The 23,326-nt window shown below is 45.0% G+C and carries 22 protein-coding genes; 11 read left to right on the plus strand and 11 right to left on the minus strand.

The genetic code is table 11. The annotated features are described in order from the left end of the window. The first annotated feature begins 114 nt into the window (after nt 1-114). From GO755_RS07490 to GO755_RS07530, 9 genes are all read left to right on the plus strand, one after another. A complete protein-coding gene (locus tag GO755_RS07490; RefSeq protein ID WP_157584090.1) occupies nt 115-681 on the plus strand; it encodes an RNA polymerase sigma factor in 567 nt (188 codons plus the stop codon). 12 nt (nt 682-693) lie between these two features. Further along, the gene (locus GO755_RS07495) at nt 694-2,289 is read left to right on the plus strand and encodes a hypothetical protein (RefSeq protein WP_157584091.1); all 1,596 of its coding nucleotides are present in this window, start codon (nt 694-696) and stop codon (nt 2,287-2,289) included. 11 nt (nt 2,290-2,300) lie between these two features. Then, nucleotides 2,301-2,774, plus strand: a complete 474-nt coding sequence (locus tag GO755_RS07500) for a hypothetical protein (RefSeq protein ID WP_157584092.1) — start codon at nt 2,301-2,303, stop codon at nt 2,772-2,774. Nucleotides 2,775-2,848: 74 nt separating this feature from the next. Then, nucleotides 2,849-4,090 carry a serpin family protein gene (locus GO755_RS07505; protein WP_157584093.1) on the plus strand — a complete coding sequence of 414 codons (1,242 nt, stop codon included), beginning with the start codon at nt 2,849-2,851 and terminating at the stop codon, nt 4,088-4,090. Then, entirely contained in the window at nt 4,087-4,533 is a 447-nt protein-coding gene (locus tag GO755_RS07510) for an META domain-containing protein (RefSeq protein WP_157584094.1), read from the plus strand. The genes GO755_RS07505 and GO755_RS07510 overlap by 4 nt, the downstream gene beginning before the upstream one ends. 2 nt (nt 4,534-4,535) lie before the next feature. Further along, nucleotides 4,536-4,967 carry a hypothetical protein gene (locus GO755_RS07515; protein ID WP_157584095.1) on the plus strand — a complete coding sequence of 144 codons (432 nt, stop codon included), beginning with the start codon at nt 4,536-4,538 and terminating at the stop codon, nt 4,965-4,967. Nucleotides 4,968-5,093: 126 nt separating this feature from the next. Continuing rightward, nucleotides 5,094-6,404, plus strand: coding sequence for an LVIVD repeat-containing protein (locus GO755_RS07520; RefSeq protein WP_157584096.1), 1,311 nt, complete (start codon nt 5,094-5,096; stop codon nt 6,402-6,404). A gap of 15 nt (nt 6,405-6,419) precedes the next feature. Next, the gene (locus tag GO755_RS07525; RefSeq protein ID WP_157584097.1) at nt 6,420-7,058 is read left to right on the plus strand and encodes a hypothetical protein; all 639 of its coding nucleotides are present in this window, start codon (nt 6,420-6,422) and stop codon (nt 7,056-7,058) included. A 280-nt stretch (nt 7,059-7,338) separates the two neighbouring features. After that, nucleotides 7,339-7,539: a hypothetical protein gene (locus GO755_RS07530; RefSeq protein ID WP_157584098.1), complete on the plus strand. Its 201-nt coding sequence runs from the start codon at nt 7,339-7,341 to the stop codon at nt 7,537-7,539. 76 nt (nt 7,540-7,615) lie between these two features. On the opposite strand, the gene typA is transcribed toward GO755_RS07530, so the two are convergent. Both typA and GO755_RS07540 read right to left on the minus strand, forming a co-directional pair. Beyond that, entirely contained in the window at nt 7,616-9,430 is a 1,815-nt protein-coding gene (gene typA, locus GO755_RS07535; RefSeq protein WP_157584099.1) for a translational GTPase TypA, read from the minus strand. 228 nt (nt 9,431-9,658) lie between these two features. Further along, nucleotides 9,659-9,865: a hypothetical protein gene (locus GO755_RS07540; RefSeq protein WP_157584100.1), complete on the minus strand. Its 207-nt coding sequence runs from the start codon at nt 9,863-9,865 to the stop codon at nt 9,659-9,661. Nucleotides 9,866-9,936: 71 nt separating this feature from the next. Here GO755_RS07540 and GO755_RS07545 point away from each other — a divergent pair, with 71 nt between their 5' ends. Further along, nucleotides 9,937-10,368: a gamma-glutamylcyclotransferase family protein gene (locus GO755_RS07545; protein WP_157584101.1), complete on the plus strand. Its 432-nt coding sequence runs from the start codon at nt 9,937-9,939 to the stop codon at nt 10,366-10,368. Nucleotides 10,369-10,445: 77 nt separating this feature from the next. Here the strand turns inward: GO755_RS07545 and GO755_RS07550 are convergent, their stop codons facing one another. From GO755_RS07550 to GO755_RS07565, 4 genes are all read right to left on the minus strand, one after another. After that, entirely contained in the window at nt 10,446-10,757 is a 312-nt protein-coding gene (locus tag GO755_RS07550; protein WP_157584102.1) for a neuropeptide-like protein 29, read from the minus strand. 106 nt (nt 10,758-10,863) lie between these two features. After that, entirely contained in the window at nt 10,864-11,325 is a 462-nt protein-coding gene (locus tag GO755_RS07555) for a hypothetical protein (RefSeq protein WP_157584103.1), read from the minus strand. A gap of 216 nt (nt 11,326-11,541) precedes the next feature. After that, entirely contained in the window at nt 11,542-12,420 is an 879-nt protein-coding gene (locus GO755_RS07560) for a dienelactone hydrolase family protein (RefSeq protein ID WP_157584104.1), read from the minus strand. Nucleotides 12,421-12,555: 135 nt separating this feature from the next. Then, nucleotides 12,556-13,836 (minus strand): metallophosphoesterase, encoded by a 1,281-nt coding sequence (locus GO755_RS07565; RefSeq protein WP_157584105.1) that lies wholly within the window; start codon nt 13,834-13,836, stop codon nt 12,556-12,558. Nucleotides 13,837-14,074: 238 nt separating this feature from the next. Between GO755_RS07565 and GO755_RS07570 the strand changes: the two genes are divergently transcribed. After that, on the plus strand, nt 14,075-14,866 hold the full coding sequence (locus GO755_RS07570; protein ID WP_157584106.1) for a carbohydrate-binding family 9-like protein: 792 nt from the start codon (nt 14,075-14,077) through the stop codon (nt 14,864-14,866). A gap of 224 nt (nt 14,867-15,090) precedes the next feature. Here GO755_RS07570 and GO755_RS07575 read toward each other — a convergent pair whose 3' ends face one another. From GO755_RS07575 to GO755_RS07595, 5 genes are all read right to left on the minus strand, one after another. Then, nucleotides 15,091-18,525: an efflux RND transporter permease subunit gene (locus GO755_RS07575; RefSeq protein ID WP_157584107.1), complete on the minus strand. Its 3,435-nt coding sequence runs from the start codon at nt 18,523-18,525 to the stop codon at nt 15,091-15,093. Between the two features lie 43 nt (nt 18,526-18,568). Continuing rightward, a complete protein-coding gene (locus GO755_RS07580) occupies nt 18,569-19,699 on the minus strand; it encodes an efflux RND transporter periplasmic adaptor subunit (RefSeq protein ID WP_157584108.1) in 1,131 nt (376 codons plus the stop codon). Nucleotides 19,700-19,774: 75 nt separating this feature from the next. Next, nucleotides 19,775-21,154 (minus strand): TolC family protein, encoded by a 1,380-nt coding sequence (locus GO755_RS07585; protein ID WP_157584109.1) that lies wholly within the window; start codon nt 21,152-21,154, stop codon nt 19,775-19,777. Then, complete coding sequence (locus tag GO755_RS07590; RefSeq protein WP_157584110.1) at nt 21,141-21,755, minus strand: TetR/AcrR family transcriptional regulator; 615 nt, start codon at nt 21,753-21,755, stop codon at nt 21,141-21,143. The genes GO755_RS07585 and GO755_RS07590 overlap by 14 nt, the downstream gene beginning before the upstream one ends. A 174-nt stretch (nt 21,756-21,929) precedes the next feature. Further along, on the minus strand, nt 21,930-23,321 hold the full coding sequence (locus GO755_RS07595; RefSeq protein ID WP_157584111.1) for a glycoside hydrolase family 140 protein: 1,392 nt from the start codon (nt 23,319-23,321) through the stop codon (nt 21,930-21,932). Nucleotides 23,322-23,326 lie beyond the last annotated feature (5 nt).

A 23,326-nucleotide genomic window follows, 5' to 3' on the forward strand; every position in this document is an offset into this window, starting at 1 on the left:
CACTCGGCATTAATTATCGTAGAAGGTATATAATTGTAAGAAGAAAAGAGATTTTTTTGCGTCAGCTTCCAACTGTTTGTTTGTGATTGAGGTCATAGGGTTGTCAACGTTGCTATGCAGGATGAATACCAATTAGTCGAAGGATGCCGACGGCAGGACCGGATTGTGCAGCGACAGCTCTATGAGCGGTTTGCCGGGAAGCTCTTTGTCGTTTGCAAACGATACATTAAAGATCCTGATGAAGCTGAGGACGTGTTGCAGGATGCATTTGTGAAGATTTACCAGCATATCGACTCATTTCGGTTTGAGTGTCCATTGGAAGCCTGGCTGAAACGAGTTGTGATCAATACAGCGCTTAAATCTTTGCGAAAACAAAAACCCTGGGAACATACCAGCGACGTACAGGAACTGGCCCCAGTATTACCACAGGCCGACGAAAGTTTGCCTGCACTGAATTATAAGTATTTGCTGCAACTGATTCAGGAACTTCCTCCCGGTTGTCGCACGGTATTTAACTTATACGCAATTGAAGGGTATAACCACCCAGAAATTGCCGAAATGCTCGACATTGCCGAAGGAACTTCTAAATCACAATATGCCCGCGCCAGAGGTCTACTGCAACAAAAACTTCAATCTGATAAACGATTTGCCGATGGGTATCCTGCCGAAGGACGCCCGTGAAGAATAACGAAGATGGATGAATTAGATAAAAATATACCGGACGATTTCTGGCGGAAGACATTCGATGAAGCCGCAGAAACACCCCCGTCCCGAGTGTGGAATTCTATCGAGCGTCGGTTAGATCAATCAAACGACACGAAAATAATACCACTTTGGGGATTAGGGCTCATTTCGTCACGACCATTTGCCTGGGGTATGGGTGTGGCCGCTGCCGTAACTTTACTGTTAATTGGCTGGTGGGCAGGTTCGACTCAAACAGCCTATGAACAACATCAGTCAGTTGCTCAACATACCGAGTCAGCCGACCGTATTAACGTAAAGTCACAGGCACCGGTGAACGCCACTGTCGATAAATCGCTGGTGCAATCTCCGACTACGATCGCATCAGCCAATAAGACTAGTTTACCTTCGGCAAAGTCGAAGCCAACTTCGGAGTATCCTGTAGCAATATCTTCTTCAGTTGATGATCAGGCAAGCGGTTTACTAGACCAATTGAAGGTCGTAACCAATCAAAAAGCAAATACGACTGATAATAGCATAATGACAATATCTGCTGATCATTCGACAATGGCTCCGGTCGCGACGAATGTTCCTCTGCCATCATCCTCTGCCAGCCGCACTACAATTAGTTCTTTTGCTTTTGCGCATTCGGTATCATCAAAAATAGTTGCATCCAAGTTGAATGAGTTGGCGGCATTTGAACCTCTTTTGGGGAAATCGTGGCGCTTCCGTGATTTGGGTCAGATTCATCGTATTGTCTGGTTCCGCCCGACAGAACTGCCATTGAAACCTGAATCTCTCAAATCAAAGCAGAAGACTCACGACGTTTGGGCCTCGGCTAGTGTTATGCCCGGTGCCTTCAATCCAATGGTTTCGGTACAATCGGCAGCGGTTTATACTAATAGTTACGCCAGTATGGATGCTCTAAAAGCTAGTCAGGCTAGTTCATCGGTTAGCAGCCGGGCTAATTTTTCCGTAGCGTATCAGGCTGGGGCTGGTGTTCAATTAACTGAACATTGGTCGCTGGAATCAGGCGTTGGTTATTTATCAGGGCGCTCAACGGTCGAAACTCCAGCTCAATTACCAACAGCCTCTCTTGTTGCAATTTCAGGCAAAAACACAACGTCAGGCACGCTCTATGTAGATGCCTTAAAAAGCAGCATACATACTGGTGATATGGCAGCTTCTCCAGCAAGTTATAACAACGTCGCCAACAGCGTTTATCAACAGGCCAACTACGCGAATTCAACACGGCAGGTACTTACAAATGACTATCAATACATGCAAGTACCCCTCCAGGTAGGTTATCAGTTGAGACCCCGTAAACGGCTTAGTCTAGCTGTGCTGGGAGGGCTGATTACCAATATTTTCATTCGTAATACCGTTGGTAATGAAGTTACAGTCACGGCGAAAGATGGCGTCTATCGGCCCCTGTCGCTAGCTGCTACTATGGGAGCCCGATTACGTTATCGACCTACACCGCAATGGTCGGCTTCATTAGCTGGTGCCTATCAACCGTCGTTAGGTTTAGGCACTCAGTCTGATTCACAGGTGCAAACTCATCCGACCTCGACTGGTATGAGTTTTGGCGTTGACTATCATTTTTGATATGACTGATTATGAAATCGATTGCCGTTTCCCTCTTATTTATCGTTGTTTTTGGTCGTTGTACAACTAATCTCACGCCACAAACTTCAGAAACCGACGAGCTGATTATCCGAACAGGAACAAAGTTCGGGATGTGCATCGGTACGAATTGTGTAAAAGACTTTGTCTTCAATGGCACCAGCGTTACACTGACACAGAAAGATATACAACCGAGAGAGCAACCTACCTCCAAAAGCTGCGAATCAACCATTAGTCTGGCCGATTGGCAAACGCTTAAAGCGAACGCGAATCTGGATACATTCAGTAAACAATCTACCATACTAGGCTGCCCCGATTGCGCCGACGGTGGAGCTGAATATGTGGAGATACAAATTGGTGACCAAAAGCACCGGGTTACGTTTCCATATGGCGAAACAATTCCCGGATTCGAATCACTGGTAAGTGGACTTCGAAGTCAACGGGAATCTATTAAAGATTGTCAATAATTTATGTTGTTTTATTCTCTATAGACGCCCAAGCAGCAATAGAGAATAAAGCAACAACAGAATCTACAATTGTTATGAAAACGACCCTTTTTTCAACCTTAGTCGTTGTTACAACCGGCGTTTTGCTGACAACGATCAGTTGCCAAAACTCCACAGTTACTCCTGCCCCCAGCACTGCCAGCGAATTACGCGTCTCGACCTCTTTTGCAAACCAAACTACCCAATTCGCATTTGATGTATCAAAACAGGTAGTTGCAGAAGAAGGTCAGGCTAAAAACGTTTTCATTTCTCCATTGAGTCTGCATATTGCGTTGGGCATGATCATGAACGGAGCGAATGGACAAACAGCTCAGGAAATTCAGAAAACGCTGAAACTGGATGCACAAACGCTGGCCGAAGCCAATCAGACGTACCAGAATCTACTGGAGAATCTTCCTGGAGTGGATTCTGAAGTAACGCTAACGCTGGCGAATTCTGTCTGGTATCGGAATACATTCTCGGTAGAAACCTCTTTTCAGGATTTGCTGAAACAATCGTTTAAGGCTGAAGTATCGGCGCAGAATTTCGACGATCCAGCCACGCTGGATAAAATCAATAGTTGGGCAAGCCAGAAAACCAACGGTAAGATTCCAAAAGTACTTGATCAGATTCAGGCTGACAATGTTATGTTTCTGATGAATGCACTGTATTTCAAGGGTGATTGGAAAACCCAGTTCAAACCTGAACAGACAATCGATAGCCCTTTCAAACTGGCATCGGGCAATACGACAACGGTGCGTATGATGCGGCTCAATACAGCGTTAAATCACGCTTCGCGACCAAATTATACAGCGTTTGAACTGCCTTACGGCTCTGACAAATTCGCGATGACGGTGCTTCTCCCAGCCGAAAGCACAACGGCTGATGCTCTGATAGGCAACCTAACCAGTACAGAATGGGCCCAATTACAACAGGCAATGATGTCAAGTACCATTGATATCGGCCTGCCAAAATTCACCCTGAGTTATGATATCAATTTAAACAAGGCATTGAGTTCGCTGGGTATGCCAACTGCCTTTACCGACGGGGCTGACTTTACTAAAATAAATAAGCAAGGTGGTCTTACGCTTAGTTTCGTGAAGCAAAATACATTTGTAGCGGTAGATGAGAAAGGAACAGAAGCGGCAGCCGTTACAACGGGGGGCATTTCGCTAACATCGGTGCCATTACCAACGCTCTGCGACCGTCCTTTTATCTTCGTTATTCACGAAAAAACATCGGGTACTATCCTCTTTGTAGGTAAAATTGCAGACCCGACTAAAACAACTAATTCATGAGACTTATAGGGATAGCCTGCCTGGTACTCATAACATTGATGACAAGCCAATGTAGAAAAGCAGAACCTGAATTAGCTCCTAAAATAGCGGAGTTGATTGGTACCTGGCAGCTTATCGAATCTGACTCAGCGTATACAGTGACCTTAACATTTGCGTTGGATACCGACAACCCTCCACACGATATCACGTCATTTAAAGCCAGTGGAAAATCGTCGGTTAATGCCTATAATGTGAATTTGTTTGCCGCTATTGACGGCATGATGCTGGCCGATCAATTTGGCAGCACGAAAATAGCAGGATCGCCCGATGCGATGCAGTTTGAGCAACAGTATTTCAAGAATCTAAAGGCTGCTGCCCGCTTTGAATTGCCAACCACTACCCAATTGAGGGTATATCATGGTGGCGACTTACCGCGTGTATTGGTGTATAAAAAACTGAACTGATTATGAAAACTGTACGGCTCATTCCTTTCACTGTCTTTCTGGTTTTACTAGTTTTCAGTTGCGAGAAACGCATGTGTGGCTGTGTTTTCCCTCCATCACCCCTATCTGGCGAATGGGTGCTGGCGAACATTACTTATGGCCTGTCGCAAAAGACGGTTACTGCTGCAGAGGCAGGGTATTCTGAAACAGTAACGTTTGATGGCACGACAACATCCGGTAATTTCCGGCAGGTGCGTAACGGGCTACCTATTTCAGACAGTCGCTATTCGCTTTCGTTTCCAAAAGGCGGCAGTACCGAAGGTGTAATTTATTTTGAAAAAGATACAACTCGGCAAGAATTCCGAATGGTCGAAACAGTGCTCTATTTAGGTGAGCGAATTCCGCAAGGAGCTGTCATTGCCGACGGTTCAACCTATGCTTATAAAAAACAATAATTTGCCTTTTTGTGTAAGATCAATATTGCCCGGCCGTATTTAAGACAGCCGGGCAATTTATTTTTAAACTATTCCAACGTTTCTAAGGCCTTTAGGCTCATAGTTTTATAATAACTGCGAGCTTATATGAAATCAAATTTACTTATCCTTATTCTATCTCTGCTCTACTTAACTAGTTGCACTGATAACTGCGAGCAGACAAGAACGTATCGGAAATACACGTCTGTTCAGCTTGCCTTATCCGATTTACGACAGCCAATTACGTCAGGGGCACCACAATCTCTGGTAGAACCGGGTAAGCTTTACGTAAAAGATCAATATTTATTTATTGTGGAAGTCAAAAAAGGAATTCACGTTTTTGACAATAGCAATCCATCAAACCCCAAAGCCATTTCCTTTCTTCCAATTCCGGGAAACGTAGATATCGCTGTTCGCGATAATATCCTCTACGCTGATAGTTACATTGATTTGGTAGCGCTGGACATTAGCAATCCGACAGCTATTAAAGAGGTAAACAGAACCGAAACGGGCTTTACGAACGGTTCTGTTGGACGTACCTATTGGTCATACGATAAACAGAACATGAAAATCTATGATCAGCGTGAAGAAATTGCCACTGAAACGGTTAAAACAGACTGCGAAGGTACATTTAATGTATTGCCTTATTTAGTACCAATTGCCTGGTTTGGGCGCTATTATGAAAGTTTTGCATTTGCAGATGTTGCTTCCGGGAGCAATACAAGTGTTAAGGCTCCAACGGGGTCTACAACTGGTACAGGCGGCTCGATGGCACGTTTTGCCATCACAGACAACCAACTTTACGTTGTCAATAGCGCTTCATTACAGCTATTTGATATCACAGACCCAACTAAACCCGCAAAAGGTAAAACGGTTACCCTAAACTGGAATGTCGAAACGATTTTCCCATATCGCACCAATTTGTTCATTGGTACCACCACCGGTATGTACATCTATGACATTGCCAACCCTTCAGAACCTAAACAGCTTTCGGCGTTTTCACACGTTCGTTCCTGCGACCCAGTTGTGGTGCATGAGAACTATGCTTACGTTACGCTGCGGGGTACCAGTACTTGTGGTGTTGCGGGTACTCAGGATGTACTCGATGTAATTGATATTAGCAGTTTATCATCTCCCAGAGTTGCCAAATCTTATCCCATCGAAACTCCTTATGGACTAGGAATCGACTATCCAACGCTGTTTGTCTGTCAGGGGAATAAGGGGTTGAGTGTTTTTAATGCCTCAAATCCGCTTGATTTAAAAGTTCAGCAAACGTTCGCTAATGTAAATGCATTCGATGTTATTCCGCTCTCGAAAACGTTGCTAACTATTGGTAAGGATGGATTGTATCAGTATGATTATTCCAATCCAGCTGCCCTTCGGTTACTCAGTAAAATTGATGCCCATCAAGCTAACTAATTGTCTCTCCTCACCATGAAAATCTTTACTTGTTTACTTTTGATTTTTGGTCTATCTGCTGAGTTTACTCAAGCTCAGACAGAGTCTGCTAAAACCAGTCGTTGGCGAACGACCGTTCAGATGGGTATTCAGGCGGGTCGGGTGCGTCCTGATCAGCCCAATGCTTATCCATATTACGGAGATTATATCTATTTGCCTAACTACTATAACTATTCTCCGATTCGCGCTGCAGGTAACCGAATTGGCCTAACAATAAATACATTTGTCGGTTATACACTGCGGCCGCAACTTATAACCGGACTCGCTTTGGGTGTTGACTATTATAATAACTCAGCGTTTATACCCGTAGCAGCCGCTATTCAGGGCGATCTTTTTGGACGCAGTAAACGACTAACAACCTTTTACAGTCTCGAAAGTGGTTACGCGATTGCAGGACCAAATCCACACGATAGCGAACTAAAAGGTGGCTGGTTATGGAGCCCAGGTCTTGGTCTTCGAATAAACAAAGGCAATGGAACTGGATTTTTGATTAGTGCGGGCTATAAACACCAAGAAGCAAGGCAAGTAGCTTCAGTTGATGGTGTTCAGGTTCTATCACAAATAGAAAACCGGTCGTACAATCGGCTTTTTTTTAGAATGGGCTTTAGTTTTTAATTGAATCAACTACAATATCAACACATGAAAACTTTGATAAATCCTATAAAGTCTACATTTTCAGCTTGTAGTGCTTTCGATTGATAAATAGTTAGCGACTACCTGTAACCAATGTATAGGTCTCAGAGTCTCAAGGGAGTTGTTCGGCGGAGAGCCCTTAACCGCATAATAAAAGGTAAGAAGGAGTTGGTCGTATAACCCATTAAATTGGTCGAAATTTCAACCTACCCACATTCCAACTAGTAATACAGAATAGCCTTAACGGCGAGAAACAATTGTTATGAAAAAGATCACTGTTGCAGTCATAGGTGGAACACTCTTCATCGCTGGATATTATCAGGCGCGTAGACAAACAGAATATATGACATCAAAATCTCAGATGGTAAGTCCTGCTTCTCTGGCCAAACCGATGACGCTTTCGCTTAAAACGCAATCACCTTTTGCCTTTCGCTTAGATCGCTCATTTGTAAGCAGCAACTGATAGCTGCTTTGCCCAATACAAAAAATCCCCGCTGACAGTCAGCGGGGATTTTTTGTATCTAGTGAATCACTCAAGACTAAGCCATCACAAACTTGTTCTGGTTCCGTTTACGTTCGTTCTCATCCAGATAGACTTTACGAATCCGCATCGACTTTGGCGTTACTTCCAAATACTCGTCTTTCTGGATATACTCCATATTCTCTTCGAGGGAGAACGAGATTTTCGGAGCAATTTTCACGTTGTTATCCGAGCCAGAAGCCCGCATGTTCGTCAATTGCTTCGCCGTTGTTACGTTGACAACAATGTCGTTCTGACGGTTGTGCTCGCCAATTACCTGGCCCGTGTAAATTTCATCACCTGGCTCGATAAAGAACGATCCCCGATCCTGAAGTTTATCAATCGAATAAGCCGTAGCTGAGCCGCTCGTCATCGAAATCAACGAACCGTTGATCCGCTCCGGGATTGGGCCTTTAAATTCCTGATACTCTTTGAACCGGTGACTCATAACAGCCTCTCCAAACGTAGCAGTCAGAACGTTTGACCGAAGGCCGATCAGACCACGCGATGGGATATCAAACTCAAGGTGTTGCAAGTCGCCTTTCGGTTCCATAATCAGCAATTCACCTTTACGTTGCGTAGCTAATTCAATAACTTTCCCGGCAGTTTCTTCAGGTACATCTACAACGAGGGTTTCAATGGGCTCCAATTTGCGGCCATTCTCATCTTCTTTGTAAAGAACCTGTGGCTGACCAACCTGCAATTCATAACCTTCACGACGCATCGTTTCAATTAGAACTGACAAGTGAAGAATACCTCGACCATATACCAAGAAACGGTCTTCACTATCCGTGTTTTCAACACGTAGGGCGAGATTTTTCTCAATTTCTTTATACAAACGATCACGCAAGTGACGTGATGTTACGAATTTACCTTCTTTCCCGAAGAACGGCGAGTTGTTGATTGTGAACAACATGTTCATCGTTGGCTCATCCACCGAAATACGGGTTAGCGCTTCAGGATTTTCAAGATCGGTCAGGGTATCACCAATTTCGAACTCTTCCAGGCCTGTTACAGCACAGATATCGCCACAGGCTACTTCTGCCACTTTAACTTTACCAAGGCCTTCAAACGATTGAAGCTCTTTGATTTTCACTCTCTTAACCGAACCGTCTGCCTTTACAAGGGCCATATTAGCACCTTCTTTTAGCGTCCCACGATGTACACGACCAATGGCAATCCGACCAACGAAAGTTGAATAATCGAGCGAGGTAATCTGCATTTGTGGTGCACCTTCGTTCATTGGCGCAGCCGGGATGTTCTCAACAATTGTGTCGAGCAGATACGTGATGTTGTCGGTTGGGGTTTTCCAATCGGGACCCATCCAACCTTGTTTCGATGAACCGTATACCGTTGGGAAATCCAGCTGGTCTTCAGTAGCACCCAGGTTGAACATCAAATCGAAAACCTGCTCGTGAACTTCTTCGGGACGGCAGTTTTCTTTATCAACTTTGTTTACGATCACAATGGGTTTCAGGCCCAGTTGCAGCGCTTTGCTCAACACGAAACGTGTTTGTGGCATAGCTCCTTCAAAAGCATCGACCAACAGACAAACGCCATCAGCCATTTTCAGTACACGCTCAACCTCACCACCGAAATCACTGTGGCCTGGTGTATCAATGATGTTGATTTTAACATCTTTGTAACGTACCGATACGTTTTTCGATACGATGGTAATGCCCCGCTCACGCTCCAGGTCATTGTTGTCCAAAATCAGATCGCCGAACTCCTGGTTATCCCGAAAGAGTTTTGACGCGTGAATAATTTTGTCAACCAGAGTCGTTTTGCCGTGGTCAACGTGGGCGATGATTGCTATATTGCGAATTGATTGCATACAGTTTCTGAACCCGGATTTAGCTGATTTAAGGAGTTACTGGATTTTGTTTATGGCTTTCATAAAACACGAAAACTTTTTAATCCATCACCGCCTAAAAATCCTGGTCAATTTTTCTGCAAAGGTACGAAAAAATATACTGAAACACAGATTTTTACAACTAATAATACGAAAAAAGGCCCTTGTAAGGGCCTGATTCTGATATAAATACAATTTCTTACTGGTTGCTTAATGATTTGGACAACCACAAGGATTTTTCTTTCGGAAAAGGCCGGTGTTAAACAGGCCACCACGCCGGGGTTTATACCCTTTTCGTTTGCGACCAATAGTCGAAACGTCAGTCTTAACAGTACTAGTAGAGGCCAGGGTTTGGACGGGCACATCAATCAGCATCAGCGATGCGACTATCATCAGAAATACTTGCGCCTTTTTCATTGTTGAACCCGGTTTTATCTATTAACGGCAAATTTAACTACTTTCGTCAACCTGCCAGCTATATTTATTTAATGACTAACAACCCTGATTTTCTGATTGTTTACGGCACCCTTCGCCCTCCGTTCGATAACACGTTTGCCCAATATCTGCGACAGAGAGGTCGTAATGTCGGCGAAGGTACATTTAAAGGGAAGGCTTTCGATATGGGCAGCTATCCAGGTGCGGTTTACGATGAGACCAGTAATACCCGTGTGCACGGCACAGTTTTCAATATAAGTAATCAGAAATCAGCCATTCTGACTTATCTGGATTATTACGAAGGAGTAGGTGAGGATTTTGAACAACCTACCGAATTTATTCGGGCTATTGTTCCGGTATTGTTCAATGATACGCTAACCGATTGCTGGATTTATCTATATAATCTCTCAACCGATGATAAGCCATTGATCGAATCTGGTGATTATTCGAAACACATCGGCAATCCCTACCAATCACCCGCTTGATATATACCTATCAACTCATAAAAAAGCATCGACTTATATAGGTCGATGCTTTTTTATGTATTTCTATTTCAGCTACATTAACGTGGCCCTCGCGAACGGCCACCACCACTGTATCCGCCACCATCATAACCACGACGGGCGTTAGGGCTACCACCTCCATAATAACGAGGAGCAGGTGCATAATACCGTGGTGCGGGACGAACAATTACGGGTGGTCTGTAATAACCATAAGGGCGACCATAACCGTATCCATACGGATTGTAGCCATATCCATAATAGGGGCGAGGGCCATAACCCACGCCAGTACTTACATAAGCCGGTCCGCAACTAGTCATCAGGACAACTAGCAAACCAGCCGTTAGTAAGGGCAAGAGTTTTATCGTTTTCATGATTTGTCGTTTAAAATTAACTTGTTGAACCATCTAACTACTGTTTGGATTAACCGAACCAATCAACTGGCTGGTTAATCCAAAGGTTTATTCTAACTCAAATTACCTACCAGCGGTGACCACCGTGACCATAACCACGACCGCCCCCAAAACCACCTCCGTAACCACCACGGCCACCGTAGCCATATCCATAATTTGCGTATGGGCGAACAACCACAGGAGGGCCAACTACTACTGGAGGAGGAGCAATAACCACTCTAGGTGGCACCACTACAACCTGTGGCTGAACCGGATAAGGTTGCCCATATTGGTTATAACCATAATTTCCATTCGGATAAGCCTGACCGTAGCCATTTGGATAGCTTTGTCCATAGCCGTTGTTATATCCATTTGGATAACCCTGGTTAGGATAGTTTTGGCCATATCCATTGGGATAAGCTGGTGAGCAATTACTCCCATTTGGGTAACTCTGGCCGTAGCCGTTACCAGGTCCATATTGTCCGAAACTAACAGTAGCCACTCCTAACAGAAGGCCAGCTATCACTCCACTCCATTTTATCGTTTTCATCGCCTTAGTGAGTTTTTGCTCGATTTGTAGGTTAGACAGAGCAAGAACCTCCACGTTTAATGGAAACTAGAAGAAAGCGGTTAAAGTTTAATTAAAAGCCTGAGAGCTAAGTTGTAAGTACAAAGTTGGTAAGTAATAAGTGACTGACGCGAAAGCTATGTGCATGCGCCAGCCACTTATTACTTACCAACTTCTACTTATGACTTTTTATTAAGATTAAGCCTTTAATTTTTCTTTCAAATAGGCAAGCGCCAACTTATAAGCGTCGGCGGCAGCTTCTTTGTTATAAACCGGGTTGCTGGGGTTAGCGAAACCATGACCTGCATCATACATTTTCACAGTTACTTTTTCGCCAGCCTTCGCCATATTCTCTTCGAATGTCTTAACGGATTCAGGTGAGATACCTTTATCCTGGCTTCCAAAAAAGCCCAATACGTCGGTATCAAGTGTTTTCAGTTTCTCAACATCCTGCTCAGGACGACCGTAGTACATTATGCAACCCTTTGCCTGTTTGCCTTCCAGCATGGCCGATTGCAGCGACAGCATACCTCCGAAACACCAGCCAACACTGGCGAATTCGGCTTTTGGGCCAGCATAGGCAATAGCGCCTTTCTGAATACTGGTCAGTCGTTCTTTGTTGGCAGCCTGCATTAACTTACCGGCTTCTGCAGGCTCCGTAGCGACTTTGCCATCATACATATCAACTGCCAATACGTTCACATCCTTCAGGTCGTTGTAAAACGTTTCTGACTGTTGCTTGATGTTGTCGTTCAAGCCCCACCACTCCTGATAAACCAGCAACCATTTGTTGGATGGCGTTTTCGATTTCAATAGAAACCCATTAGCCGACTGTCCATCGGGTGTTGAGAATTTAATCATTTCGCCCGCTCCCGCATAAGTAAAGGGTAAGGGAGCCTCGTGTAATCGCTGAAAAGCTGGATCAGCGGCCATCGCCGACATATCATTGCCTACACCATCGGTCGCAGGAGTATGGCAGAGTGGAATCGTTGTTTCTGCAGGCTCAACTGACTTGGGGCTCAGGTAAGAAAACAGCGACATGAAAAACGACAATCCGGTAATGAATACAATTTTCATATGGTATGTAATGGTTAGTGATAAAGGTAACTGACTGTGAAAAGAATTAGTTAAACTTAAAAAAGGGTAAACTGTCTGCAAATGGCACACAATTTACCCTTTTATTGATGTAAGTACATACAATTGGCTCACCAATTAGGCTTTCACCAATTCAAAAATCGTGATCTCCGGCAAAATACCGACCCGGCCAGGATAGCCAATGTAGCCATAGCCTCGATTTACATAAAGTCGCTGGTCGCCTTTCTCATACAATCCTGCCCATTGTTTATAGAAATATTGAGCCGGGCTCCATTTCGCATCGCCAATTTCTACGCCAAATTGAGCACCATGCGTATGGCCACTAAACTGAACATCAATATCTTTATACTTCTTATTGACTTCGGCATCCCAGTGAGTAGGATCGTGAGAGAGGAGGAGTTTAACAGGATATTCTTCGGTACCCTTGTAAGCTTTGGCAAGATCCCCCGCACGTAATGCAGCCGGGCCAAAACCTAGATTCTGAACGCCGATAAGCGCGATTTTATCCCCATTCTGCTCCAGAATCTTGTTCTCGTCCATCATGATATTCCAGCCCATTTGCTTGTGAGCAGCCACTACGTTCATTACATTTTGCCGCTCGGCCTGGGCACTTGGCCACTGTACGTATTTACCATAGTCGTGATTGCCCAGAGTTGAGTAAACACCCAGTGGCGCCTTTACTTTATCAAACACATCAATGTAACTATTGACTTCTTCAGCATGGCTATTGACTAGATCGCCGGTAAAAAATACCAGATCAGGCTTTTGACCGAGTAGCATTTCAACTCCACCTTTCACGGCTGTTTTGTTGAAAAAGCTGCCCGAATGAATATCCGAAATCTGGGCAATAGTCATACCATGAAAGCCCGATGGAAGGTTTTTGAGTGGGAGTTTAATCCGCCGGATTCGATAGTCGTGTGCGCCGGAAAGTATGCCCCAGGTAAATCCAACCAAGGGCACCGTACTAACTACCAATGCCGTTTTCATCAGGAAATCCGAGCGAGTAATGGTATCGGTGGGAGGGATCGTCTGGCGAGTAGAATCTTCAACTGCTTCGCGTACTTCGGGCTTGTAGAACAACGATACAATCCAGCGGAAGAAACGACCGATATCGTCAATCAGAATGATTAGGACGGCAAAAATCTTTGAGAAATAGGGGATGGCGATAGCAGCCCACAAAAACGTACGGGTGTTGCGACTAATGGAATCTGGCGGCAACAATTGCATAATGACGTATAACAACAATGACACCGCAGTAAAGCCCCAAAAGGCAATGGCAATAATACGTTGTGTGCTTTCTGAGGCCGACCGGCTTAGCGTTTTAACGGCCTGAAAAACATACCAGTCAATCAGAAGAAGAATGGCAGGAAGAATGAAAAATAAGGCGGTACGGTTCATGAATTAGCAAATGAAGGACATAGTTGCCTAACGGAATCAGCGTTCGTAAAGTTTGACGAATGATAGCGTGATTTTTCTATTATCTTTTCCAAATTCAATCACATACTCATAAATATATTCGCCATTTAGTGTTGTCATTTCGACCGGAGGGAGAAATCTCAAGTTTGATTAATGAGGAAGTTGAGATTTCTCCCTCCGGTCGAAATGACAAACACGTTTGTCAAAAGCCCAACCGCCCATGCATTCCTATACTGCCCAGAAAATTACTGAATCAATAACGATTAACGGAGACGTAACAAAACCCGTTTGGCAGAATGCCGTCTGGAGTCATCGATTCGTAGATATGGCAACAGGCGGACCGGGCATGTATGATACTAAGGCGGCTATTCTCTGGAACGACACACATTTATATGTAGCCTTCCGGGCTGAAGAGCCTTTTATAGAAGCTCATCTGACTGAACGAGATTCCATTATTTTCCTTGAAAATGACCTAGAGTTATTTATCGACGGGGGAGACTGCTACTATGAACTGGAAGTAAATGCGCGAAATACACTTTATGAAGTGTTTTTTATCTGGAAAGATGCCTATCAACGCGGCAGTCGATTCGATGTGCCGCAGTTCGATGTGCATCATCCACAGGCAATGACATTCGGTGGAGATTCTGATCGAAGTGGAGCCTCATTCTGGTACGGCACACACCCGCGCGGCTTGCGCTGGGCCTTTTTGAATTATGATATGCCTGGTTTAGAAACAGCCGTTTATATAGATGGTACGTTGAACGACAACAGTGATATTGATAATGGGTGGAGTCTGGAAATTGCTATTCCTTGGAGTAGCCTAACCTGGTTAGCCAATGGTCGTAATTTACCTCCTCATCCAGGCGATGAGTGGCGAATGTTTCTAGGTCGATTCCAGAAATTGATGGTGTCAGGTGTAGAAGTTCAACCGCACCCAGCTATGGTTATGAGTCCACACGGCGTTTACGATACACATATGCCTGAGCGTTGGAGTCGGATTTTGTTTGAATAAATATGGATATCTGTTCCTCGCGTTCCTCGTTCTCGCTTGGCTTTGCCGAGTGAGGATTATTTCAGGGCGTCTCGCCCGTAGTTATTATTGCAAAAGGGGCCAGAGGCCCTAGAAGAGATAGTCCTCACTCGGCAAAGCCAAGCGAGAACGGGATCATATAATCCCTAAAATGGAAAGTGCCAGTGATTTCCAAACCACCGGCACTTTCCATTTTACTCTATTCTTTAAGCTAATTCTTCTTCCAGTTCCTCAGCGGGTTCCAGTGCAGGGTCTTTCTTGCCGAACCATTTCATACGAACCTGCTCGTTGATCCAGTACATACAGGGAACAATGACAAGCGTTAGAATCGTAGAGAATGTTAACCCAAAAATGATAGTCCAGGCTAAGATGTTCCAGAATACCGAGCTATCGCCACCTATAATTACGTGCGGATCGAAATCGCGGAATAGGCCCACGAAATCAACGGTTATACCCAACGCTAGCGGAATCAGACCTAACACGGCAGCCGATGCTGTCAGCAATACCGGTGTTAAACGAATGCCACCCGCTTCGATAATGGCTTTGCGGAGAGGAACGCCCCGTCCCCGTAGCTCTTCGATAAACTCGATGAGCAGAATCCCGTTTTTCACCACGATACCGGCCAGGGAGATAATACCAACCCCCGACATGATAACCGAGAAGTCTTTATGGAAAATGACAAATCCTAAAAGTACCCCAATCAGTGAGAACAGGATGGTCACGAAAATAATCAGCGGTTTTACGACTGAGTTAAACTGCGTAGCCATAATCAGATAGATCAGCAGCATAGCAATACCGAAGGCCGAAACCAGGAAGTTCATCGACTCCTGCTGGTCTTCCTGCTCGCCACCCATTTTGATTTTATATCCATTTGGCACGTCCATATCATTAATAACTTCCTGAACCTGCGCCACAATTTCGTTCGCATTGTAGCCCGGTACAACATCAGAACTCAGTGTTACCAGACGTTCCTGATTTTTCCGGTTAATCTGGCTGAAGGTCGTCGAATAACTAATGTTCGCTACCGATGTGATAGGCACCTGACGCAGTTGTCCACCCATCACCATATCGCGATACACGACGTTCAGACTCAGCAACTTGTCAATCTGGCTACGATCGTCCTGTTGTAAGCGAACCATGATCGGATACTCGTCTTTGGCATCACGGAATTTTGAAACTTCTAGTCCAAACAAAGCCGTCCGAATGGCCAGTGCGACCTGACCTGATGATATCCCTTCTCGTTCCGCTTTGTCGCGGTCGATATCGATCACTATCTCAGGTTTGTTGGTAATCAGGTCAGATTTCAATTGGTCAATTCCCTTGATACCAGCCTGAGCGATTTTTTGCCGAACCTGTTTTTCTATCTTCTGGAGTTCGCCAAATTCTTCACCTGCAATCTCAATCGCAATTGGTTTACCCGTTGGCGGGCCATTAGATTCGCGCTCTACCGAAATTTCGCTACCTGGTAATCCACTCACCGCCGACCGAACTTTGCTCAACAGCGAATCTGTCGAGATGCCGTGCCGTTCTTCGTTTGGTTTAAAGGCAACCGTCACCTTCGATTTCTGTGGCGTCGCCGACCGATCCGGGTTCATTGGATCACCCGCGTTTTTACCTACGTTCGAGATAACCGAGTTGACAATATCTGTCGCCTTGTTATCATCTAAGACTTTAAACACACGCTTCTCAATTACGCGGGTAACGGAATCAGTTACGCGGGCATCGGTACCAACAGGCATTACGTTGTAGACGTAGATGTAATCGGGTTCACCGCTTGGGAAGAAGAGAACCTTTGGCTTTGCAATACCAACAATAACGAAGGTCAGAATCAGCACGCCAAAGGCTCCTACAATAGCCCAGACGGGGCGCCATCCGGTCAGAATCCACGAAATCAATTTACGATAACCGTTTTTAAGCGCGGGCAATATACTTTCCTGGAAAGGCACAATCAGTCTTGGCGTCAGTACGTAGTGATTGAACACATACAGGATAATGAACAATACAAACAAATTGCCAATACCGCGGTCAATTACATAGCCAATGCCCGCCAAAACGGTCATGATAATCAGTGGCCTTCTGATTTCGGCAAACGTCTGTTTGTCTTCATGGTTGTCGTCTTCATGCCGTTTCATGAACGTAACCGCAAAAACCGGGTTAATCACGTAGGCAACAAACAGAGAAGCAAACAGGGTCAGAATCAGCGTTAAAGGCAGGAACTTCATGAACTCACCTACGATACCCGGCCAGAACAAGAGCGGGAAGAATGGCGCAATGGTCGTCAGCGTTCCCGAAAGTACCGGCACGAATACCTCACCCGCAGCCGCTTTCACGGCTTGTTTAATATCCCAGTTTTTGTTCTCGTTGAAGAGTCGGTGGGAGTTCTCGATTACCACAATGGCATCATCCACCACCAGTCCTAAACCGAGCAGGAAGGCAAACAGAACCATCGTGTTTAGTGTGAATGAAGCACCCACCATTGGCCCAAGAACAGGCATCAATACGAAGGCAACCAGCGCCGATAATGGTACGGATAAACCAACGAAAATAGCATCCCGAACACCCATGAAGAACATGAGTACCAATACCACGAAGATAAATCCAAGAACAACCGTGTTGATCAGGTCATTCACGTTCTCACGAGTACGTTCTGATTGATCGGCAGTGATTTTCACATCCAAACCTTCCGGGAAACGCGATTCTTTGTATTCTTCAATGGTTTTCTCAATCCGATCAGCAGCCGAAATAAGGTTTGCCCCAGCCCGTTTGATCACGTTCAGCGTTACAACAGACTTGTTATTCAAGCGGGCAAAGTCCTGCTGCTCTTCAAAATTATCCCGCACTTCGGCAATGTCACCAAGGCGAACAGTAGCACCAGTTGCTGTGCGAATTTGCAGATCCTGAAGCTGCGTAACATCGGTAAATTCGCCTTTTACACGAACCGTACGACGAACACCATCAATTGGTAATTCACCACCTGATACGTTGATGTTTTCGCCCTGAATAGCTTGCTGAATATCGGAGAAAGCCAGACCCGCCGACTGCATTCTTGGCAAGTTGACATTGATCTGAATTTCGCGTTCCAGCGCACCAACGATATCTACCCGACGAATTTCAGGCATCCCTTCAATTACGTCCTGTAAGTCTTCCGCATACTCTTTCAATTGTTTCAGCGAGAAGCTGCCAGCCATATTGATGTTCATAATCGCCATTTCGGAGAAGTCAACATCTTGCGCTGTTGGGCCTGAATCCAGCTTTTGTGGCAGATCGGGCTTCGCTTTATCAATAGCATCACGAACCCGCTGCAAAGCTTCAGCCGATTCTACATCGGGATTGAACTCAACCAGAATTACCGATACGTCCTGCAATGCATTCGATTTGATGCGTTTGACGCCCGAAATCGACTTTAACTGCTTCTCGATCTGCTTGTTAATCGTGTTCTCAATATCGGCGGGAGCCGTACCGACGTATACCGTGTTGATATACACCTGTGGTACCTTGATGTCGGGAAATTGCTCTTTAGGCAGGTTATTATACACGAACAGCCCGCCAAGCGTAATCAGGAAGGTGAATATGTAAATCGCCGTCCGGTTCTCAACGCACCAGTTGGTAAAGCCGAGGGTTTTATACTGTTCAAATTTCATAAAAGTCGTTAGTTGGTTGTAGAGACCGGCGGACCGGTCTCTACTAATAATTAATTTGTTGTCCGTCAACTAAATCCTGATAACCAGCCGTGACAAGTTGATCGCCCGCCTGTAACCCTTGCGTTATGGCAATCTGACCACCATACGATTGCCCTGTTTTCACAGTCTTCGCTTTAGCGACCTTTTTGCCTCCTTCATTCACGGCCACATACACTAGCTGACCATTCTCGGTACTCTGAATCAGATTTTGATTAATTACAATAGCATTTCCCTGCGTAGCATCGTTGATTTTAATACGAGCCAGCATATTGGGTTTCAGTGCATTGTCGGAGGGTAGGGGAGCCTCGATAGTAAATGTCCGAGTCGCAGGATCTACCATCGTAGCCACAAAAGATATGCGCGAATTCAGGGTTTTATTCAGGTCAGGAAAATCAACCAGTACAGGATCGCCTTTCCGAACACTACCCGAATACGAGTCAGCTACTTTAGCAACAACTTTTAGTTGCGACAGGTTTACCACCCGAACCAATCCCATACCTGGAGCAGCCGACTGACCAATCTTCACAGTTACCTGATCGACAACACCTGAGATTGGCGCCGTTACGGTCGATTGACCAACTTGCGCATTCAGGGTAGCTAGTCGACGTTCGAGCGATTCTTTGTTATTTTTTGCTTGTAGATACTGGATTTCAGTACCGATTTGTTGTTTCCACAAAGCGGCCTGTTTTTCATATACTGTATTTACGAGCGAAAGCTGCGTTTTCAGTTCGGCTTGAGATTCACGTAAAAGCTCGTCATCGACTTTAGCAATAGGCTGACCGGCCCGTACCTGATCACCTTCTTTTACGTAAACTGCGGTAACAACTCCGCCCGACTTTGGCGAAACGAGTACGTTATTTTTTGCATCAATTGAGCCTTGTAATTCAACAAAGTGCTTAAACGTTGATGCGACGAGTGGCGAAACCGTTACGTCTTTTACACGGACATTTTCCTCTTTCTTTGGATCAAGTTTTCCTACTTCAGCCTCAAGTGTTTTGATTTTCGTCGTTAATTCAGCCTGCTGCGATTTTAGTTGGGCGAGTTCCTCGCGTTTGCCTTGTAAATCAGTTGACTTTTTCTCCTGCGAGCAAGCAGCTAATAAGCTCACAAGAATAAGGGCGTAATATGGTTTCATTCGTAGCATTTTAATGATTCATTTCAGGTTTCAAGCGCCAGATTACCGATATGGAATCCGGAGCAAACGGATTTTTTAATTGCCGGTATAAAGTTTTCCGTTTGCTTTATCGGCATCGACTTTGGTTTGTAGGAAGTTATATAAGGATGCGAAGTAGTTCGTTTGGGCCTGACGATATGAATTCTCGGCATCCAGAACCTCAATATTTGAACCTACTCCTTCCTGATATTTGATCTTGGTTACGCGGGCAACTTCCTGTGCCAGATCGACATTTCGTTTTTGCGTGCGTAAGGTTTGTAGACTATTTCCAAGCGTGATCGATGACTGACGAATTTGCAGATCAATCGTATTTTTCAGCAACTGACTGTTATTTTGGGCTTTTTGCAAGGTAAACCGCTTCTGCTGTGCCTGGTATTTCTTCTGGAATCCGTCGAAAACTGGAACCGATAGATTAAGTCCTATCATGGACGAATTGAACCAGGGCGAACCAATTACTTCACCGAATTTATTTCGGCCCGTATTGTAGCCATAATTGGCGAAAGCGGTGAGTCTTGGGTAGTATTGTTTAGCAATACTCTGGACATCCAGATCAGCCAATTGAATCTGCGATTGTAGCGTCGAGAACTCAATCCGCTGGTTGTAATCAAACTCAGCGGCAGCTCTCACATTCGTCCGTTCGACAGCATCAAGATCAATATCCTGAATTTGCTCAGTCAACGTAATATTGTCGTTTATGCCCAATCCCATCTGAAACTTCAGCAGGTAATAGCTCAATTCAACCAGATTCTTAACATTCTGGCGTTCCGCTTTCAAGTTGTTAACCTGCACTTCGAGACGGCTTACGTCAATTTTTTCGGCAAAACCCTGCTTGTTCAGTGCCTGCGTATTGTGGAATAGCGTGTCTACCCGGGCAATATTTAGATCGAGTAATTTGATCTGTTGCTCATTTACCAATACGCCATAGTAGGCTTTGGCAACCTGTTCAGCTACGGAAACTTTCGAAGCAGTGATATTTTTCTGCGCGAGCTGGCGATACGTCTCAGCCGCTTTCAAGCCCAGTCGATAAGATGCATCGAACAGGAGTTGGTTCAATGTGCCGGTCGCACTACCCGAATAGGCTACCCCAAACTGAACAGCAACCGGGGGATCACTATCGGCAGCATTCGGGTTAAAAAACTTGGCGGGCAGGAAAGCCCGTTGAATAATTAGATTATCCGTTATTGACCCAGCCACACTTACCTGAGGTAGCGCTACACCCCGCAACTCCTGTATTCGACCTTCTGCACTGAGTGCGTCCAGGCCCGAATTTTTCACGTTGATATTATTCTCGACAGCAAATTTGATCGCTTCATTCAGCAAGAATTCCTGTTTGGTTTGGGCCAGTAGCGGACCTGTACTACTCAACAATACGAGCAGCCAGACCAGTACTGTTTTTCTGATATTACTTAACCTCATGGTTGTATTGATTAACGTACTGATTGTAAATGGTGAAACCTTTTTCTGTTAGCATCCCCCGCACAAAATGATGCATCAATTCCGCCTGTACATCGTGCATCGAATATTGGTCGGAAGGAAAGAGATTATGGTTGAATGCTAACTCTATTTGTTCGACCCGTAAGCGGGCTAAAATGGATGGATTTATGTCGGAACGATATATACCTTGAGAAATACCTTTTTGGATATTATCAAGAATTGATTTCATAATCTGTCCCTCCTTATATTGCCTAAATAAGGCAAATGCTTGTGGATAATATCGTTTGATATCGATCAGCAGATTGGGGCTAACCTGGTCTGCATTCTTCCGTATCATATTCAGAACACCCAGGATTTCTTCAACCGGATTGGAGGTTTCTGTAACCATACAATCCATTTCTGATTGATCTCTCCCTGTTTTATCCTGAATAACCTGGTATAAGATCTGTTCTTTGTCGTTAAAATGTTGGTAAATCGTTTTCTTCGAAATACCAAGTTGATGAGCTATGTCTTCCATTGTTACGGAGCGAACCCCGTATTTCCAGAACAACTTTTCGGCCTCCGCCAGAATCCTCTCTTTCATCAAATAATAGAACTTTTACATGATGAACTTCGGAAACTCAAATATAGTTCTGAGTTTCCACCTAATTTTTGAGATTATGATGAACGGCCTAAAAAGCGGAGTAAAACAACCAAAAAGCCCGACGAACTAAGTCGTTCGTCGGGCTTCATCTAAGCGTAAACTGTACACTTTGGCCTAGGGCGCTGGGTAATTTTTAGTGGTATCGTCCAGTACAAGTACCCAATCCTGTCCATATCCAGCCGATAGGGGAGTAAATTTCTGCTGGCCTTTATTAGCGATTGAACCGTTGTCTTTCACTTCACCAGTTCGCGGGTTAAGCCAGGTTGTCTTTACTGTCTGGCCCGAAATTTTGCCCAGATTAACCGTAAATGGCTTTCCTGCCGTGCTGTAAATAAACGCATAATCGTTGCCTCGGGTAGCCTGTATCCGCTCGGAAGCCACATAACTATTCTCAACAATCAGCGACTGGTCAGGCACACGGTCAAGCAGTGGGCGTGACTCCATTAATCGCCGAACAATTTTCATCTGATTAGCGCCGGGCAACTCAAGGGCTTCCTGCCAGTAAATATGAGGGCCATTAACGGCTGGGCGATTGGGGCTGTACATCTGCCAGATATCGTGACAACCATAGGTATGCCCATGTGCGCCAGCAAACAAATCCTGGTACGCATAGATCCGAACATCATACGCATTGGACGTACCAAGGTCTTTCACGTTAAAGCAAACTGGGTGATCTTCATAGATCGGTTCAGCATCCATCGTCGGTTTGGCAGGCGTCCGATTATAGCTGACGGAAATTTTGTCGTAAATGGGCGTATCACGACAATGGCCATTCTGGTGCATGTTAAAATCGAGCCAGGAATCCTGATGAAACCATTTTGATGAACCACCATCCTGTACAGAATTTGGTTGCGGGTGAAATGTCATTAATGCTTTATCACTGCCCCCAACGCCCGCTTCAATTCCCTCAGCCATAGCTCGCCAAATGGCTACATCTTCAGAACTATCTCGCGGAGTCCGGTCTCCGCCCAATATCCAAATTATGTTCTGCCGGTTTTTATAGCGATTTCCTAACCATTGACCGTAGATTCTGGCATTTTTTGGATTAAATATTTCTGGTCCATTTCCCCATGAACTCTTAAATATTTTATCACCCCAGGTTGGCAGAAAGCCAATCACCAGATTATTCTCAGCCGCTTTGTCTACGATATAATCTACGTGTTTGAAGTAGGCTTCGTTGGGTGTAGTCGGATCATTGTTTAAGAGGGGCTTATCGCCATTTGAGTTAGGCGTATTCAACCCATCAAATTCAGCGAGTGCTACGGCCTGAACAACAGTAAAACCCTGTTCGGCTCTTCGTTTTAGATAGCGATCTGCTTCTTCGCGATTCAGGCGATGGAATAATTCCCAGGCCGTATCGCCCATATAAAAGAAGGGAGCGCCGTCTTGATGAACCAGATAACGGTGGTTGTCAGATACTTTTAGTGGGCCACTTTTGAAAGCTCCCTGCGCAAGTACATCTACGATGCTCAGCAACAGGACGATTATAGATATGATCTTTCTCATACCTA

Source organism: Spirosoma arboris, from assembly GCF_009754945.1.
In the GTDB taxonomy this organism is placed as follows: Bacteria; Bacteroidota; Bacteroidia; order Cytophagales; family Spirosomataceae; genus Spirosoma; species Spirosoma arboris.

Bases quoted from the DNA above. Each gene is read 5' to 3' on its own strand.
- GO755_RS07550 (WP_157584102.1), bottom strand. From the start codon at position 10,757: ATGAAAACGATAAAACTCTTGCCCTTACTAACGGCTGGTTTGCTAGTT.
- GO755_RS07505 (WP_157584093.1), top strand. From the start codon at position 2,849: ATGAAAACGACCCTTTTTTCAACCTTAGTCGTTGTTACAACCGGCGTT.
- GO755_RS07575 (WP_157584107.1), bottom strand. From the start codon at position 18,525: ATGAAATTTGAACAGTATAAAACCCTCGGCTTTACCAACTGGTGCGTT.
- GO755_RS07515 (WP_157584095.1), top strand. From the start codon at position 4,536: ATGAAAACTGTACGGCTCATTCCTTTCACTGTCTTTCTGGTTTTACTA.
- GO755_RS07495 (WP_157584091.1), top strand. From the start codon at position 694: ATGGATGAATTAGATAAAAATATACCGGACGATTTCTGGCGGAAGACA.
- GO755_RS07595 (WP_157584111.1), bottom strand. From the start codon at position 23,321: ATGAGAAAGATCATATCTATAATCGTCCTGTTGCTGAGCATCGTAGAT.
- GO755_RS07555 (WP_157584103.1), bottom strand. From the start codon at position 11,325: ATGAAAACGATAAAATGGAGTGGAGTGATAGCTGGCCTTCTGTTAGGA.
- GO755_RS07540 (WP_157584100.1), bottom strand. From the start codon at position 9,865: ATGAAAAAGGCGCAAGTATTTCTGATGATAGTCGCATCGCTGATGCTG.
- typA (WP_157584099.1), bottom strand. From the start codon at position 9,430: ATGCAATCAATTCGCAATATAGCAATCATCGCCCACGTTGACCACGGC.
- GO755_RS07500 (WP_157584092.1), top strand. From the start codon at position 2,301: ATGAAATCGATTGCCGTTTCCCTCTTATTTATCGTTGTTTTTGGTCGT.
- GO755_RS07525 (WP_157584097.1), top strand. From the start codon at position 6,420: ATGAAAATCTTTACTTGTTTACTTTTGATTTTTGGTCTATCTGCTGAG.
- GO755_RS07545 (WP_157584101.1), top strand. From the start codon at position 9,937: ATGACTAACAACCCTGATTTTCTGATTGTTTACGGCACCCTTCGCCCT.
- GO755_RS07490 (WP_157584090.1), top strand. From the start codon at position 115: ATGCAGGATGAATACCAATTAGTCGAAGGATGCCGACGGCAGGACCGG.
- GO755_RS07590 (WP_157584110.1), bottom strand. From the start codon at position 21,755: ATGAAAGAGAGGATTCTGGCGGAGGCCGAAAAGTTGTTCTGGAAATAC.
- GO755_RS07520 (WP_157584096.1), top strand. From the start codon at position 5,094: ATGAAATCAAATTTACTTATCCTTATTCTATCTCTGCTCTACTTAACT.
- GO755_RS07560 (WP_157584104.1), bottom strand. From the start codon at position 12,420: ATGAAAATTGTATTCATTACCGGATTGTCGTTTTTCATGTCGCTGTTT.
- GO755_RS07530 (WP_157584098.1), top strand. From the start codon at position 7,339: ATGAAAAAGATCACTGTTGCAGTCATAGGTGGAACACTCTTCATCGCT.
- GO755_RS07510 (WP_157584094.1), top strand. From the start codon at position 4,087: ATGAGACTTATAGGGATAGCCTGCCTGGTACTCATAACATTGATGACA.
- GO755_RS07585 (WP_157584109.1), bottom strand. From the start codon at position 21,154: ATGAGGTTAAGTAATATCAGAAAAACAGTACTGGTCTGGCTGCTCGTA.
- GO755_RS07565 (WP_157584105.1), bottom strand. From the start codon at position 13,836: ATGAACCGTACCGCCTTATTTTTCATTCTTCCTGCCATTCTTCTTCTG.
- GO755_RS07570 (WP_157584106.1), top strand. From the start codon at position 14,075: ATGCATTCCTATACTGCCCAGAAAATTACTGAATCAATAACGATTAAC.
- GO755_RS07580 (WP_157584108.1), bottom strand. From the start codon at position 19,699: ATGAAACCATATTACGCCCTTATTCTTGTGAGCTTATTAGCTGCTTGC.